This is a genomic window from Lentzea sp. NBC_00516, assembly GCF_036346835.1.
Classification (GTDB): domain Bacteria; phylum Actinomycetota; class Actinomycetes; order Mycobacteriales; family Pseudonocardiaceae; genus Lentzea; species Lentzea sokolovensis.
In genome coordinates this window covers 1283107-1299527 of sequence record NZ_CP107840.1, presented here as the reverse complement: position 1 = coordinate 1299527, position 16421 = coordinate 1283107, and the positions used below count along the sequence as shown (strand labels likewise).

General features: G+C 58.8%; 13 protein-coding genes and 1 pseudogene. 7 read left to right on the top strand and 7 right to left on the bottom strand.

The features are described 5' to 3' along the window. Positions 1 to 46 precede the first annotated feature (46 nt). The 3 genes from OG205_RS05620 to OG205_RS05610 are packed head-to-tail and all read left to right on the top strand — an operon-like array spanning position 47 to position 2442. A complete protein-coding gene (locus tag OG205_RS05620; RefSeq protein ID WP_330275166.1) occupies positions 47 to 1129 on the top strand; it encodes a helix-turn-helix domain-containing protein in 1083 nt (360 codons plus the stop codon). Positions 1130 to 1166: 37 nt separating this feature from the next. After that, a complete protein-coding gene (locus OG205_RS05615; RefSeq protein WP_330275165.1) occupies positions 1167 to 1610 on the top strand; it encodes a hypothetical protein in 444 nt (147 codons plus the stop codon). Further along, positions 1603 to 2442: a helix-turn-helix domain-containing protein gene (locus OG205_RS05610; RefSeq protein ID WP_330275164.1), complete on the top strand. Its 840-nt coding sequence runs from the start codon at positions 1603 to 1605 to the stop codon at positions 2440 to 2442. Before OG205_RS05615 ends, OG205_RS05610 begins: the two co-directional genes overlap by 8 nt. A 54-nt stretch (positions 2443 to 2496) precedes the next feature. On the opposite strand, the gene OG205_RS05605 is transcribed toward OG205_RS05610, so the two are convergent. Both OG205_RS05605 and OG205_RS05600 read right to left on the bottom strand, forming a co-directional pair. After that, complete coding sequence (locus OG205_RS05605; RefSeq protein ID WP_330275163.1) at positions 2497 to 3588, bottom strand: hypothetical protein; 1092 nt, start codon at positions 3586 to 3588, stop codon at positions 2497 to 2499. Positions 3589 to 3612: 24 nt separating this feature from the next. Further along, the gene (locus OG205_RS05600; protein ID WP_330275162.1) at positions 3613 to 6039 is read right to left on the bottom strand and encodes an ATP-binding protein; all 2427 of its coding nucleotides are present in this window, start codon (positions 6037 to 6039) and stop codon (positions 3613 to 3615) included. On the opposite strand from OG205_RS05600, the gene OG205_RS05595 reads away from it, so the two are divergent. Next, positions 6016 to 6153, top strand: coding sequence for a hypothetical protein (locus OG205_RS05595; protein WP_330275161.1), 138 nt, complete (start codon positions 6016 to 6018; stop codon positions 6151 to 6153). The two genes, OG205_RS05600 and OG205_RS05595, sit on opposite strands and share 24 nt — an antisense overlap. A gap of 200 nt (positions 6154 to 6353) precedes the next feature. Here the strand turns inward: OG205_RS05595 and OG205_RS05590 are convergent, their stop codons facing one another. Next, the gene (locus OG205_RS05590; RefSeq protein WP_330275160.1) at positions 6354 to 7010 is read right to left on the bottom strand and encodes a hypothetical protein; all 657 of its coding nucleotides are present in this window, start codon (positions 7008 to 7010) and stop codon (positions 6354 to 6356) included. 674 nt (positions 7011 to 7684) lie between these two features. Further along, complete coding sequence (locus OG205_RS05585; RefSeq protein WP_330275159.1) at positions 7685 to 8602, bottom strand: hypothetical protein; 918 nt, start codon at positions 8600 to 8602, stop codon at positions 7685 to 7687. A gap of 733 nt (positions 8603 to 9335) precedes the next feature. Here OG205_RS05585 and OG205_RS05580 point away from each other — a divergent pair. From OG205_RS05580 to OG205_RS05570, 3 genes and pseudogenes are all read left to right on the top strand, one after another. Beyond that, positions 9336 to 9974, top strand: coding sequence for a hypothetical protein (locus tag OG205_RS05580; RefSeq protein WP_330275158.1), 639 nt, complete (start codon positions 9336 to 9338; stop codon positions 9972 to 9974). Between the two features lie 641 nt (positions 9975 to 10615). Further along, complete coding sequence (locus OG205_RS05575; RefSeq protein WP_330275157.1) at positions 10616 to 10996, top strand: AbrB/MazE/SpoVT family DNA-binding domain-containing protein; 381 nt, start codon at positions 10616 to 10618, stop codon at positions 10994 to 10996. Then, positions 10974 to 11974, top strand: a pseudogene (locus OG205_RS05570) (IS3 family transposase); the annotation flags it as partial. The gene OG205_RS05575 and the pseudogene OG205_RS05570, both read left to right, overlap by 23 nt. A 569-nt stretch (positions 11975 to 12543) precedes the next feature. Here the strand turns inward: OG205_RS05570 and OG205_RS05565 are convergent. The 3 genes from OG205_RS05565 to OG205_RS05555 form a co-directional block, all read right to left on the bottom strand. Further along, positions 12544 to 13383, bottom strand: coding sequence for a class I SAM-dependent methyltransferase (locus OG205_RS05565; RefSeq protein ID WP_330275156.1), 840 nt, complete (start codon positions 13381 to 13383; stop codon positions 12544 to 12546). Further along, a complete protein-coding gene (locus tag OG205_RS05560) occupies positions 13376 to 14548 on the bottom strand; it encodes a hypothetical protein (RefSeq protein ID WP_330275155.1) in 1173 nt (390 codons plus the stop codon). Before OG205_RS05560 ends, OG205_RS05565 begins: the two co-directional genes overlap by 8 nt. A 1001-nt stretch (positions 14549 to 15549) precedes the next feature. Then, positions 15550 to 16299: an integrase core domain-containing protein gene (locus OG205_RS05555; protein ID WP_330275154.1), complete on the bottom strand. Its 750-nt coding sequence runs from the start codon at positions 16297 to 16299 to the stop codon at positions 15550 to 15552. Between the last annotated feature and the right edge of the window lie 122 nt (positions 16300 to 16421).

Sequence of the window (16421 nt, the reverse complement as noted above, 5' to 3'; positions counted from 1 at the left end):
CGCTCGGATGGAAGACCTAACAGCCGAAGCGCTAGGCGAGAAGTGGTTGTCGTTCACCAACGAACAGCGGTCCGAGTTGCTGTCACAGCGCCGCGAGAACCAGCTCAACGAGATGGCGCTCGACAAGGCGCCGACCGACCACGGCGAGACCACACAGCCCTTCAGGCGTATGAGCGCCCAAATGCCACGCATCTCGCCAAGTTTTCGCACCAGAACGAGGAATCCGGACATGCCTCTTAGATACTCAACCGTGCGCGGCCGAGCGTTCGGCGAAGGCATGCGAGCGGCAATCGCACGGTCGGGGATGACCGGCCGAGAACTTGCCGACGTGCTGGGTTGGCAGGAAGCCAAGGTCTCAGACATGGTGAACGGCAAGGGAGGGGTCATCCTCCAGGACGTTCTACTGGTGCTCGGCGCCTGCCGAGTCCCCGAGCCAGAACGTGAACGCCTGCTGGACCTCTTTCCAGGCAGGGAGTTGGACGGCTGGTGGCAGCCGCACGGCAAGTGCATGCCGATCCGGCCGCTCACCGCTCGGACCCAACTTGCCGCGGCCGAGTCCCTAGTCAGCTGGCATCCGCATGCGATCCCGGATCTCCTCCAGACAACTGACCACGCCCGTGCGTGGTTGGCCGCCTCCGCAACGGTGCCAGCGACCGAGGTGGACGAGCGGTTGCGCACGCTGCACGAGTTGCAGGAACTGCTTCGCAACGGCGTCGACTGCACCTTCTACATCCACGAGTTCGCGCTCGCACTTCAAGTCGGCGGGCACGAAGTGCACGCCACCCAGCTATGCCGCCTCATGCTCACGGCGAGTTGGAAGAGGGTCAAGGTTCTAATCGTGCCCGCAGCAGCCGGTGTGCATGCCGGCATCGCAGGTCCGTTCACACAGCTCAAGTTCCCGAAGTACCAGCCACTGATCTGGACCACGACCGAGAACTCCAGCCTTTTCGTCGAAGAAAAGTCCGCAGTAGAAGGCTACGAGTCGATCCTCCAGGCGCTCAGCAAGATCAGCCTTGACCAGGAAGAGTCAACAGCCTGCCTCAGCCGCCTGTGTGTGCGCATCCAAGAAGCGAGCGGAGCCGAGCACGTGAACGACGAAGGCGAGGACGAGCCCTTTCCGCCGATATAGACGCGATACACATCGGACCGACACGAGAGCGAACACCGTGACGAACCAGGACGCCGCAACTGCCCTGAGGCTCGCCGTGATCAAGGCGGTAGCGCTGCAACCGCGCGAGGCGATGGAGAGCGGCCGGCACCAAAAGCGCAGCCTCATCCACGAGATCCGGCGCGTTGTCGACCGGCACGTTCAGTTCAGCCGGAGGCGACTTCGCCTTGCCTCGACGCTTGTGATTCTCGCTGTCCTCGTGATCGAAGGGACCTCCGGTTCGCTCAGGGCCGCCACGGCGCGAAATTGGGCAATGGCTGCTCTCCTCATAGATCTCATGATTGTCGGAGTCTTCGTCCTCGACCAGGTCCGGCTGATGCAACGACGAGACGACTCACTAAAGACAGGGATGTACGTCGCCGCTGCAAATCAGGAGGTCCCCGCGGCAGCCAACCCGCGCAGGACCGCACCAAGGCATGAGGTGTCGACTCCTCATGCCTAAGGACTTCCGGGCCACCGCGCTTGAACGCGCTGTTGGCCGAAAGCTGGCCAGCTGGCGAGACGAACGCTGCCTCAGCCTCGTCGAAGCTGGCAGGCTCATCGGATTCAGCAGCGCCAAGCTGTCCATGATGGAGAACGCGATACAGCCCTCGCCGGTTGTCGACATCATGGCACTGGGTTACGTATACAAGGTGCCCACACCTGAGTGGCAGTTCGTGATGTCGCAAGCACAGCACGCTGCAGACCTGAGGACGTTCCATCTGTCCCGTGCGGCCATCTTCGATCCGGCTGAAGACTTCCCTCTTCTGATAGCTGACGCGACGCAACTACGAACGTTCGCCAGCGGCACTGTGCCGACCATCTTCCAGCTTGCTGACTACACCGGAGCAATAACGCAGCGAGACAACCCTGCCAGAGCCGCACAGCTCTCACGCGTCAGGGAGACCTGGCTTAATCGATCGAACGGCGACGACCCGATCGCAGTCGAGGCCGTCGTCCTAGAGTCGGTGCTGCGACAAGTAACAGGGGGAAGGCGTGTGGCGAAGGCACAACTCCTCTATCTTATCGAGGCCAGTGAACTACCAGAAGTAAGCGTTCGAGTGGTGCCGCTATCGTCTGCACCCTGTTCGATGAACTTCCCATTCACATGGCTAAGTTTCCCACACCAACAACACAACGACGTAATCTATACGGACACATTTCTTAATGTCGAGTACGCAGAAAAACCATCACAGATCCAGCTGGCTGCAGAACGGTTCTCCGAAGCTCGCTCATTGGCGCTCAGCGAAAGGAATTCCCTGGAACTCATCGCAGACACTGCTGCACGAATCTAGTCGAATCCTTGAAGCCAACTCACGCCCTCGCAGTCGACATTACTGACATCACGCCTACCTAGCGACCCTCCAGGCCGCCGCAGTTCCCTGAAGGATGTTCGCTGAAAGGTTGAGCTCAGTTTGACTGGTCGCCTGGAAGCTTAGCCTCATGCTATCAATCTGCACGGCATCGGGGACAAGCGGAGTATCAAGCCAAACTACACTACCCGATCTTGGCAACTCGGGCATCACATCAGCGACAGAAAAATGCACGGAAGGGGATCCGACCGGCGCGATTTCAAGGTCGATCGGACGCAAGGTGCCAATAGGGTAACACGCAATCTGACCAAATATGTTGCTAGCAAACTTCTGAATTAGCCCGTCAGCGTCCCCGAACGCAGCGGCATAGTTTCCAGCAATTCCAGTTAGTCCATCAACCTCATCGCGAAGTACGTATTCGCGATACTCGTCTCGGGGCAGCGCAAACTTAGGTTCGTGAGCATCCACCGCGGCGGCCGTCAGCCGTTCGCGTACACGCGCACGAGCCCCCCGGAGCTCCGCTCGCGCAAAATCATCGAGCGCAGCAGTCGCATCGGCGAGCGTGATCCACTCCGGTGTAGCGACAAGAGCAGAGGCAACGTCACGGGAAGCCTGCATCAACCCTTTCGCCACGACTGCATCAGCCTGCAGCTCATTGGGAACCTCGGGAGGAAAATCGCGCAGCTGCAATTGCTGAGCGCGCTCGCCTGGACTAAATATAAGACGAAAAGTAAATTCGTCGGTAACTAGAGGAGACCCAGGCGCCAGTTGAGGCGCTGGCAAACTCGGGTATCCGGGCATCCGAGCACGTAGCCACGCACACGTAAGGCGATGTGCGGCTTCAACGCGTTTAGCTGCATCAAACCAGTCACGATATGTGGCATAAAACTCCTGCTCATTCAACTCCGGAAGCACACTCAACGCCATAGGCATACGGCTCGCAAGCACTAAGGGGGTTCCGATCATGGCAGCAGCACTTGCATGGATATTCTGCAGAACCCCCGGCAGCCCTGTCGATACGCGCGATGCGTTTCCAGGGAGATCACTTGTAAATCTTTCCAAAACAGGCGTCTGTCGCCACGCTTTAGAAAGATCATGCAGTGCCCGCCAAAAGTCATACGTCGTCATCGGTGTTCACATCCTGATCCGAAATTAGAGCCAGTCGCGATCAACTATTTTATTGATCGCTTCACGGATGCGTGCAGCAGCCCTGGTTTGCGATGGAACTGACAACACGTGCTGAACACTTCCCGTCGTTCCAAGGCGATCGACCCGATCTGATTCATCATCAATTTCGGCGATGTCGATCTCTTCAGAGTGACCAAAGGTCACGATCCACTCCATGCTGCCGAAACTTTCCTGCTGATGTCGATCAATGCGCGCAGTCATCCCGAATGGCCCAACTTGTATCGCAACCGCGGCCCGCGCTGAGACTGGCAGAATGCGGAGGAGTTTCTCGATCTCAGCCGCAGTTGAGGTTGCGTGCAAACGTAGCGCATCAACAGCCTGAGCGCTCGTCCTCGGACGGCCTATCGGCGCACCGTCCATCGGTGTCAACCGCAAGCGAAGATGGCGTCTCCAGAGCCGCACTGCGAGATCCAACGGTCCACCTCTACCAGTAACGCTCGGCGAATATTTGGCGAGTTCTTGGGCCTCATCGTCATTAACCCAGCCCGACTCACCATTATTCCTCAGGAAAGCAACAACACCGTCTTGGTAGCGCCAAAAGGAGACTATTGGCAGCGCATCAGACCGAACAAGGACAGCGAGTAGATTGGCAGTCTCGGCGGGCGCCGACTCCTCAAGGCCGCGCGTATCGTAGTCTGCGACCGCAACTGCAGCCATCGGCAGATCTCGAACAACGGCCGCAGCGAGTTCGGCGTCGACTCCACCGATCTGCGCAGCGAAAACGACGCGCTGCTCATCGGCTTGACTTAGTTTAATCGGATACGGAATCAGCCTGGCCGCATGTGCCGCTCCGGCAAAAAAGTCTGCAAAGGAGTCATGCATTGGCATAACCGTCTGCGAGTACCCCACAGATACAATAAGCCCAGCTCGGCGCGCGGCATGGTCAGCCCGAGAAGCATCCGCATCAAATTCCTGCGCGGCTTCACCTATTAGCTTCCGCCACTCGTAGGGATTTGAATAGCGTCGCCCCTCATTCAGGAGCCGCGCGAACGCGACGCCTAGCACTCTTTCTACCTCAGGAATTCCCTCCACTCCACTTCTCTCCGCTAGCCGCTCCACGAATGCTGCGTACATTCCGGATCGATCCTTGAATGACACGCCTCGGTAGATGAGCTGCGCCGCCATCGTGAACAATAGGGGATTTCCTGCCGCATCTCCCAACGCATGGTCTGCCCGAGCCGTCAATGTTCGCGCGTCCATCGAAGATGCTTGCTGGTTTGACAGCAATTCGCCTGCCAAAAGTCGCTGAGCTGCGTCTATACGATGCTTATGATCCAGCGCCACAACCGCAAACCGCGTCGACTTGCGACTATTTGGCAACACGGCCCGCAACGCAACAGCGTCTCGTCCTACAACGACCACACCTGCACCACGGCCGGATGCCACAAGTACTCGCAGATCCTCAGCCATGGCGTCTCGCAGCGCTGGCGGTATTTCTGAAACACCATCTATCACGAGGGCCACAGCCGGGTCGGCTAGCAACTGGACACCTGTGGATAATGGCATTGGTTCGTCCAGCACTTCAGACAATGCGTCTGCAGCCAGTGCCGCCAAACGGCCTGGAAGATATGCTTCGGCGTGTGCCAGAAGCACTGTTTGATCTGCGTTGGCGGCGTCTCTTATTAGCACATGACAAGCAGTCGACTTGCCTGCGCCGGTCGGGCCCGCCAGTAAGGACGGCACTTGTTCCACCATGCTGATTACCGATAGTCGGCCAGCATCCCGAAAAACGCTAGCACGACCAGCAGCACCGTCAACGCCGGCATCTTTCAGGAGTTGCGGCGTCACCATGTTGAAGGTCAGTGCGGAGGCTCTGCTCAAGTACCGTCCACGCGCCTGCCCTGGCCACCGTTGGCTTGGAGCCTGATCAGAAGCGACCCCGAGTGCAGCAGCGATCTCAGCCCGACTGATCAGTCTTCTTTGCGGGTCCGGATTCCCCGCCCGTTCCATCAGAAGGATGAACAATCGGTTGACACCGGTTTCTGCAAGGTGCCGCGCATCTGCAACTGTCACTACAGCAGGCAGCATCGACATTACTTGCAGCTCCACATGAAGGAGAAGTGGCCCAACTCCTACGGGATCACGGCGCACGGACGCTCGGGCCATCCGCCGAATCACAGCATCGTCGTCGCTGACACCGATGATCGCAGCGAGGTCTTTGAAATCCCCAGATGACGCCTCAGTCAGCGCGTCACGCACCCGCTCCCCCGACGGCCCGAGCACGCCGTCTGTCACAAACTCAAAGACTGCGGACTCCGCGCCAGGCACTGCGGCCCATCGCCGCATGACAGCTACCAGCTCCGCTTGCCCCCAGCTGTACCCGTCGCGTCGAACCTTGTACTGCTTGCCTGCCAACAGTTGCAAGCGATGATCAAGGATCTCGACGTCCACGATGTCCTCAACACCCTCGACCCGAAGCGCAGCTACCCGCTCATCGTTGAGGAGCGCGACGGCCTCCAGGACAGCCTGCGCCTGCTGATATGCGATGCCACGTACGGTATCTGAACCGGACACCTCCATATTCTGACAGCTACATCCCGCCACCCTATGGATGACACACGGTGGTGGATCTGAGTTCTCGGCACGTCGGCCCCATGTAACGCTAGATGATCATGGCTTCGCCCGCGCACGAGTCCTACTAACGCAAGCACCTGCTTCGCCTTTAAGCGCCACCACATACACCGACCTCAGCTCAGCACTACCGACTATTCCCCAACGCGATCAAAGTCAGGATCGTTAGAGCGGGGAATCAACCTAGATCGATCATCTTGAGCGAGTTGCGAGTTGAAAGCGAAAGAAGCAACTTCGCGCCACCTGTGACTGTTTCTCTTTGACCAGCGCGACGGAATCAGTGCCTCAACCGTCGCCCTATAGGGCCCATCATTCAGCGAAGAACCTGAGCTTTCAGCTTGAAATTCGATGAACTTTTCAACAATTTTTCGACCGTCCACCGCGAAAGCCGACATGTATTCGCGCGTCTCGTTCTTTGGATAAATCGATGAGTGACTTGCAATCCATCGAAGTGTAACTGACGGTTCGGCGGACTTACCGATAGAACGATCTTCCGGCAGGCTTAGCTGAAGCCTGAGATCGAGGACCGCAATTGGCGCTGGCGCCGGATTATGAAAGGCGAATGACAGTACCAGGATTGGCCTAGAAGAGAATGCCCCGCTATACGCGTGCGAGGTGTAGCAACGAAGTCGACCTCGTCGCACATGTATCCACCAAAACGACAGAACCGTGAAGAAAAGAGCCAAGATCGAGATACTCAACCCCGGAGTAATCCAGGCATCTTTACCGTCAAACACCGGTAGTGCGAGCTGCATACCCCAAGTTACCCTGCTGCCATCAGACGCACCCACCGCAGCAGCCTTGGCTGTCGCCTTGGGTTGCAGTCTTCTGTGGTTGGTCGATCAGCCAGCGTCACCGACGGGAACCCGCGCTCATGGGCACCGTACCGCCCGTGTTCGCCCACACCGCAGCCCGGAGGGGTTACGCAAGGTGGCGGTGAGCCCCCACGGCCAGCTTGGATGGCGCGCTTGCTGCGACGGGTTGGCCAGGTCGCATGTGGCGTCGCTGACAGCCAGCAAGTTGCGCCAGCCGTCCCGGCAATACGGCGCTCACGATCGCTCCTCGACAGACCACTTTGTCAGTTTCGGGACACGTCGAGAACGGGGCTGTCCCAGTGTCCCATGCACAGAGATTTGCTGGTAGGAAGCCCGAGGCGCAACGTATACGGCCCGTCCCGCTCGACTACTGCGGGACGGGCCGTAGGTGCTGAAGGGCCAGGTTGACCTACTGAGTACTAGGCACGGCTACGTGGGTGAATAGTGTGCGACTTCGTCCTCGGACACTTGGGGGTTCAAGTCGGTAGCGAATTGGACCATTGCGTCTGGCGAAGTGCTGGCCTTGCACGCAGCGAGCGGGCCGCTTCCCGGCTAGGTCATATGCGACTCGTGCGAGTTGCCCTCCCTGGATGCCTGCTTTCAAGCTCGTCAGGCAGTCAACCTCAGCCGCCGCGACAAGTCGCGGCGCCTCAACCGAGCCGAGGCGCAAACCTACGGCTGGAGAAGTCGAAGTCCAGCACAGTTCCGAACCGCGACTCGTGCGTCCAGCCGATGGTCCGGAACGGATCACCGGCGGTGGACCCGTCTGACCGGACGACGACCGTCTCGACCTTGTTCTCATACCTGACGTCGACCACGAGTTCCCAGTCGTACTGAAATTCGCGAGCGGTCGCGATGACGTCGAGCACGAGCGGCTCGCCCTTCTCGAGATAGCGGAAGTTGACGTCGAGATACGGCCGGTACCCGCCATCAGTCCTGGCCTGGGCACGCGGGCTCTCCGCGCTGTCGAGATCGAGAACGACCGCGTCCACCGCACCTCCGCCCTGCGGTGGACCGAAGAGCAGCGCACCCCGCGGCGGTGCCTCCTTGCCGAGCACCTTCGCCCTGACGTCCACCAATTGGACTTTCTGTTCCCTGTTGCCCGTCAGCGACACCTTGACATGGGTAGTTCCGAGGCAGAGCTGAGGTTCTCCTGGTTTGTAGTAGGGATTCACCCGAGTGCCGCCCGCCGCTTCGACGAGGCCGGCGAACTCGGGCCGGATGGGATCTCCACCTGTCGCAGCGGAGAGCACCTCCGTGCGCTCGATCTCAGCGACCTGCGCGGCGGTGATGTCGTTGCGGAACACCCACGTGCCCGCCTCAGGGTCGAACGGCGTCACCTGTGCGAGCAAGGCAGGAGCGGACGCCAGGCGCTGGTCCTTGTCGCGGTCGATCGCCCGCTGGGACTCCACCCCCGTCTGCGGCGTTCGCGTCCACTGGACCGCGGCGAAGATCAGGCCCACCACCGTGAGAACAACCGGAAGCCAGAACTTCCACGACTTCTCTCCCCCGGACGACCTGGACTGGTTCTTCCTCTTCCGCCTCGCGCTGTTCGACTTCCTACTCACCAGACAAGCTCCTCGGACCGCTTGCGCGACAAACCACCCACAGTGGCTATCGCTCGGTCACCGCACCGCGTAACCCGACAGCGTCTGTTCGCTCGAAACCTCGCGGCCAGCGGCTGTGTACTGGCCTGTGGTTCGTGAGATGGCTCCCAGCAACGAACTGCCGTTCGCACCAACTTGGCGGAGTCCTTGCCACATAGCCTGGTATGGACTCGATCATTGCGGAGCCCGAGCTGCACACAGCCGACCTTGGCATAGGTGAGTCGCCAGTCCAGCCGCTTCTGTGACCAGGTGCCCTCGGCTCTACCGCATCCGTCCGGGTGACACGAGAACCAAAGGTGTCAGTCGATCTTGTAGCGGCTAACGACCGTCACGGCGCAACCGACAATCTGGTAACACCATCGCACTACTCGCTCAATATCTATTTATTTCAATCAATGACTGCCTGCGGCCGCCCCGGATCTACCGAAAGCCGCATTGTTACGCGGAGGAACACATGGAAGATAGTAGTCACTCAAGCGATGACGATGCAGTCAAGGCTACAGACCCAGCAGACCAGAAAGATCATAACGAGATAGCTGCCGCATCAAGGCCTCAGCGCACTGTTTCTCGACGAGATGTAATCTTGGCAGGCACCGTAGGCCTAGTCGGTGTAGCTACAGGGATAGTTGGCACTGTAGTTACCACTTATGTTCAAGAACGCGCAAGGACCGCACTCGCAACATCCGAGTTGCGCGTGTTCACAGACATCGCCTGGACATTTAACGGTCATTGGAGGTTTAACTCTGCAGTGCCGATCGACCTCACGACACAACCAAATGGCACCCTCGACAACTACAGCGAAGAACTAACCTCCTTCTTGCTGGAAAGAGGCTGCATACGCGTATCACCCCTCGTGATGGTGTTACACCTGTCGCGACCAGGCGATTCAGCCGCAATAGTGCGCGGGGTATCACTTATCGACCATAAGTCATATCAACCAGACTTTGAGTCATCCTACCTACACGATGGCGCCGGCGGCTCAAACAACACGGTGCTAGCAATCAACCTTGACAATCCTCGGCCCAGATTCGTTACTACGACAAGTTCGGAAATGCTGCAAGTGGAGAAGATATCCAACAAACCAGACGCCTTTACTGAATCTACGTTTTCCATCGCACCACACTTGACAGAATCGATTACGCTGGCATTCCATACATCCAAGTTGGTTCACGAATTTAAGCTCCGACTCGATTACTTCGTTGAAGGCGTCGAGCACAGATTGGATATCGACTTCGAGGGAAACTCTTTCCGCGTGTCACCCGGTGGACAAGATGTTAAGCAGTACTGCGTTCCATGGTATGAGCACAACCTGAAAATAGTTCCATGCGCCTAGTTCCATGTGAAGGTCACGGATGGAGTGCCAAGCACATATGTGCGTCGCCGGCGGGACCGTACAGAACGAGGACTCGTGTGTGGGGTCGTGAAGACGACGCTTCCCCTTCCACAGCCGACCGGGCGTGAAGATATCCGCACCCAGGGATGCGGGATCCTGAGACTGGGCGTCGTCGCCGCAGACCTCCTCGAGCCAACCTACGAAGAGCTCGCCGACATGCTTCAGGAAGACCTGGGCCTCGCCGGCGTCTGGAACGTCGACGGGATACGCACTGCGGACTTACCGAACCGGCGCATGTCAATGGGTTGCTGCGGCGAGACATCGTGCGCTAGCACGCTCACCGCCCTTTGGAGCGCCCTACGCCGCAACACGTCCCGTGTCTGTACGCCGGTCCCACAGACAGGAGCCCTCGGCGTCATACCGTGAGGCCCGCCCCGCCCAACCGCCGACAGGGCGGGCCTCGCGGTTCGTACCGGCCAAGCAGGCCTTACCGAGGGCCAAGAAGGGCTACGCGGGTGAATAGTGTGCGACTTCGTCCTCGGACACGAAAATGTGGCATGTATGCCACGTCTACGTGGCAGGTGCTCAAGTCCACTTGAGCACCTGTTTTGTGTTTCGGCGCCACTTCCAGGTGGCGTCCGATGACGATTTCCTACATCCGTCCCATCGTTCCTGACACCGCGCCAGGAAACGCAAGGGCCGCATCTGGCCGCATTGTCGGGCAGCCTCTTCCCCTTATCGCCGTACCGGCGACGCCGCCACAACGGCTGAGCAACGTCCTGTACAGCGTCGCCACGGTCGACGACCGCGGCCGGGTCGCCGACCGCCAGATGGCCGCGGCGTTGAACTGGACCGCCGCAACCCGGCTGAGCATCCGCGAACACGACGGCCTGCTAGCTGTGGCTGCCGACCCGCACGGCGTCTTCAAACTCACCAAACAGGGACACGTCCGGCTACCAGCCGACGCCCGTCGAGCAGGACACCTCAGTTCCGGCGACCGTGTCCTCCTGCGAGTCCGCTGAGCTGCGTGCCGCTCGACAACGGATTCGGGAGCTCGAGACCGAGTTGTTGATCGTGCGTCAGGCAGCGACGTTCCTGGAGACGGATCGCCCTCGCCCAAAAGGTTCTACCCGGTGATCGACAGGCTCGCCGACGCCGGGATTCCGGTCGACCGTTCCTGTCGCGTCCTCGGGGTCGCTCGCCAGAACTACTACAAGGCCAAACGAACACCGGCCACACCGACGGAGCTGCGACGCCGCTGGCTGACCGGAGTGATCCGCGAAGTGCACGTCGCCTCACGCGGCACCTACGGCCATCGACGGGTCCACGCCGAACTCACCCTTGGCATGGGCATCACCGTCTGCGAACGCACTGTCTGGCTACTGATGAACCAGGTCGGCATCCACGGACTTCCCGGGCCGGCACGGGTCAAACAGCTCCGCGGGGTCGTCACCGCCGGCGACCTGGTGAACCGCAAGTTCCATCGACTGAAACCGAACGAACTGTGGGTCACCGACATCACCCAGCACAGGACAAGGGAAGGATGGCTCTACTGCGCCGCGGTCCTCGATGCGTTCAGCCGTCGAATCGTGGGCTGGTCGATTGACTCCACGCAGGACTCGACCCTGGTCGTCAACGTACTCGATATGGCCATCCGCAACCGGCGCCCCGAGCCCGGCGGCATCGTCCACGCCGACCACGGAACCTAGTTCACCTCATGGGTCTTCGGCGAGAAGATTCGCTCAGCCGGCCTGCTGCCATCCTTCGGAACCGTAGGCGACGGTCTCGACAACGCGATGATGGAATCCTTCTGGTCATCAATGCAGATCGAGCTACTGAACCGCCAACGATGGAAGACCCGCGTAGAGCTGGCCAACGCGATCTTCGACTACATCGAGATCTTCCACAACCGCCGCCGCCGGCACTCCGCCCTCGGCTACCTCACCCCAATCGAGTACGAACTACGCTCTGACCACGACACCATCACCGCTGCCAGTTAGCCACAACGACTGGAACCCTTCCGGTAGGGCAGGTCAAGATGTCACCTATCGGTGCAGCAGACCCATGGGCTGTCCGTTCACCTGGCTAAGCTTCCCTCACCGCCAGCACAACGACGTGGTGTACACGGAAACACTCCTGCGCCCCGAGTACGTAGAATCCCATGTCCAGTTGAGCACATCGCGGAACGGTTCTCGACGCTGCGAACGTTCGCGCTCGACGAAGGTGAATCGATGGACGTCATCGCCGAGGCTGCCACGTACCTCTAGTCGAACCTGGTCGCGCCAACCGACGCTCGTGGTGGCGAGGTCCGCCGAGGTCGTCTGGTGAAACGCCTGCCCCACAGCGTTCTTCCGCTCTCCAGAGCCCATACCGAGGCACATCAGCAGCGGTGCTGCGCAGATCACGCACGAGATCGCCGGGCGGCAGCAGTGTAGGTACGCGGGTCACGTACGTGACCGAACATGTGGCTCGACACCGGTCGCAGCGTAGAAGGGGCAGCGCCGTGAGCGGAGCGGATAGCCATCACCCGGCTCCCGACGATCGCCTGCTCACCACAATCGGAATACTCTCAGGGAGTCCATACCGCAATCATATTTTCGCGCTCATCTGCATATTTCTTCACAAATAGATCTTCAATATTAGATGTACGCCTCCGTACCCACTCAAGAGCGTTTTCTATTTTAAGACTGCCACCAACACCCGCGCATTCGAATGCGAATCGCATCGTCTCCACCGTGAAGTGATGAATATGATCGGCCTTAAATTGGACGTACTTTGCTCCTTGGGTGGTCGATAACCTCCCACCATACATGGGTGTCATGACAACAAGTTTTCCGCTTTTAGATAAAAGATCACAAGCGTGCTTCAGGACCGACACCGGATCCCTGACATGCTCAATAAAATCCATCATGGTTACCAGCCCAAAGTCTTCGCCAGACGCCAGAACCTGCGCAGGAAAATCCGAGATGATATATTCACCCTGATTTATGATGCGGGCCTGTTGAATTGCGTACTCGGACGAGTCGATTCCGACCGCCTCAAAACCAGCACAGCAGAGAGCGCTCACCAGGTACCCGCCGCCGCACCCTATGTCCAGAGCTCGCATTCCGGCACTTCCGTCGTCGCCTCGAATCGCTCTCGCGAATACTGAAGCACAAATTCTCCTTTCGCTTCGCTCCACACCAAAGTAGTCGACATAGCCTCCATGCTGACAACCTCCACAGTAGTAGGCAGAATCGTACGAAAGCTCAGGAAATCCTAGAGTCACAGGATCGATCATGCGAACCATTTCACAGTTTGCACAGCGAGCAACAATTCCGAAATCCAAGTCGAACACACGAGAAAAATTACGGCCCGCACAGAGCGAGCATTGCGCGCCAGAAATCATTATTTCTCCCCACTCAGCCAAGGCTTCGAATATACTGTCTAGCCCGCTCCAACGCAAAAGCACTGCCAGGAGAGAAAGTTCCGTTCACCAGACACTTTTCCAGATCAACCCCAAGCAGGTCCCACGGTGTTACATGTTGAATCTCCCAGTTGGCCTGCATCCTTTCGACCTCTCTTAGCGCAAATTCCTCGCTTCGCAAATGCGCCACCGCCGCAATGTTGACCTCACCGTTAAGTGCATCAAAACCGAAACCCGTAATCTGAAAAACAAGATCCCCAGACCCCTTAGCTGCTATCAGACGCGCAACGGGCTCTTCGGCGTAGAACCAACTCGAATTTACCGACCCTCTCGGACGCTGCACTAGCTCGCCACCATACAACTCCTCGTACATTTCCCTCAAGAAATTATGAAATAGGGAAACGCGGCTTTGCGCCGAGATATCCAAGGTCTGACACCCGAAGACCGGAACTGCAGCCAATCCTCCTCCATACAACGCAACATTCCTTGACCTTTCCTGAATGAGCACCCTGAAAGAATTCCCTTGCGGGTAGACAACGGCCACCTGCATACCAAGACCATGAGCCCCGAGTCCGGCGGTCTTAGCCTTCTCTAGACTAGAAAGAAACCGATCCCTCAGTGGCGTACCCTGGCGAGCATTGCGAATAGCCCTGTATGTCTCGTCCTCAAGGGCTCCACAGGCCGACAGGTATTGAAAGTACTCCGCAAGGTGCACGCTTATTCTCGGCCGCCCTTTTGTGTCATCAATACCTTTCACGCACACCAGAAGGTCGTTCCAGACTTCATCCCCATCAACTCCACTCATGAAATGTCCGCGTTCCTTTAGGATGGACTTGACAACAGGGACGGTTGATTTAGCGTGCGGGATTGTTTGGACAATCAGGTCATCTTCATTAAACTCACCGCTGCACCACAATGGCTTAGTCAGAAAAGGCACCGAATGCAAGGCGCCGAAAGCTTCGATCGAAAAAAGCTCCAAGGTCCTGCCGTTCGTCGCATAGTAGCGCAGGATCCAATCCCTTGCGTACACCGGGAGCCTCTCCTGCCCCTGCCTTTGCTGTATCGAGCTCACCCTCTTTGACTGAAACCTTGTCTTTGCCGAGTGAAAGAGAATTCCGGCTACAAAAGACACAAGCGAAGTTGTCAAGCCGATCAATATCTGCCCCATCTCGACCCCTCTTTCACACTTCCGCTAAACTGCACTAGCCATACCCCAAGGTCGACCAAACTCATGAATTCCACATCTTCTTGCAGATTCAGGGCAGTATTTTTATTTGACTTTAAGGATCCGCCAGATTGATTCTGAGCCGCACTACCTGCAGTCCGCAACCCGGACTACTAGAGGCCGAGGTGCACCGCGCAGCGATGGCCGTCAATCCCTCACGGGTTGAGCGCTTTGACCGGTCGACACGGATACACCCATGCCATACCAGCCGCCACAACCACCGTCGGTTCCATATCGCAACTGCTTCAGTCGAGTAGCACAAAACTCTCAATTGCGGCGAACTCGATGTCATAGCCAGCGAATCCCACTGGAGCGCGGGCACCTGCCGCGGCACCAGCGCCTCATTGCTACGATCACTAATACAATACCGCCTCGTCAACCGTGCCTACCTGGACGATCACACTCCACCATTCTGCTTACACCTCCGCATCACACCAAGCCATCTTCACCCGGTCTCAACCCGATGCCACCCCGATGGCGCGAAGCACCACCCGGTCGGACGACCATGTGCATCCCGAGATTTACTCCATGCAGCTTGAGCCATATGGACGTACTCGTAAGTAGTTCCGCCTAGGCGTCGTGAAGCACTCGATCTGGCTGAGGTCAAGAGGTCAAGCGAGCTCGCCATAGCGACCTAGGGTTCGGCGATTGGGCAGACGCGGAGCGTCCGGACACCCGCCGCACGGTCGCGGTCCCGCGGAGCGCGAGGATCTTGTCGATCAACGCGAGGTTTTCGGCGTCGTGGTCGCGGATGAGTAACCTGATCCGCGCGAGATACACGGTAGGTCCATGAGCAGGTTGCGGCCGACCACAAGATTCCGCAGCCGTATCTCTCACGGCCGACAACACGCGTCTCAGGCTCGACGACGCCACTGTGTCTACCACGCGAGTCCATGTAGGCCTGTGGGGTGCCAAAACATGACCCAACGGGCCTGACCTGCGGATCAAGCGGCTGCAGGTTCGTACTCGTTGATCAAGCCGCCGAGCACGCGTCGACGACGTACGGATTTACAACCTGGGTCTCCGGTCGGATGATCGGGTCGTGGCGCGGTGTGCTGCAGCGCTCGGTGTGGTCGCCGGTGGTTGTAGTGGGAGACGTACCGGACCAGCACTGACGTCAGGTGACGCTCATTGATGATCAGCAGCCGATCGGTGAGCTCTCGTCGAACAGTGCCCACAAAGCGTTCCGCGTAGCAGTTGGCCCGCGGACATCGCGGTGGGATCTTCACAATGTCGATGCCGACGTCCGCGAGAACGGAATCGAACGACACCGTGAACTGACCAGCCCTGTCACGAACCATGAAACGAAACTCGCTGGCCCGGTCGTCCAACTCCATGAGGAAGTTGCGAGCCTGCTGTGTAGTCCACGGGCCGTCAGGGTTGGTAGTAGTGCCGAGGATGTGGACGTAACGGGTGCCGACCTCCATCACAAAGAACACGTACACCCGCTTCAACGTGACAACGCAGTCGACATGAAAGAAGTCGCACGCCAACATGCTCCCCGCCTGAGCACGCAGAAACCGGCGCCACGACATGTCAGTATCCCGAGTCGGCGAAGGCGGAACCCGAAGCCGCTTCAGCACCCGGCGAACAGTCGACGCGGACGTCCGGTGGCCGAGCTTGAGCAGCTCACCATGGATACGCCGGTAACCCCAGCCGGCGTTCTCCCGCGCCATCCGCTCGATCAACGCCACTACCGTCTCGTCGACCCGCGGGCGACCACTCCGATTCGGGTAGGTCCACTTCTCGGCGACCAACCGCCGATGCCACCGCAACACCGTGCCCGGCGACACCAACCGGTGCTCCCGCAGCCAGC

Coding starts and splice junctions, on each gene's coding strand:
- OG205_RS05610 (WP_330275164.1), top strand. CDS start 1,603: ATGCCTAAGGACTTCCGGGCCACCGCGCTTGAACGCGCTGTTGGCCGA.
- OG205_RS05605 (WP_330275163.1), bottom strand. CDS start 3,588: ATGACGACGTATGACTTTTGGCGGGCACTGCATGATCTTTCTAAAGCG.
- OG205_RS05595 (WP_330275161.1), top strand. CDS start 6,016: ATGATCAAGGATCTCGACGTCCACGATGTCCTCAACACCCTCGACCCG.
- OG205_RS05575 (WP_330275157.1), top strand. CDS start 10,616: ATGACGATTTCCTACATCCGTCCCATCGTTCCTGACACCGCGCCAGGA.
- OG205_RS05560 (WP_330275155.1), bottom strand. CDS start 14,548: ATGGGGCAGATATTGATCGGCTTGACAACTTCGCTTGTGTCTTTTGTA.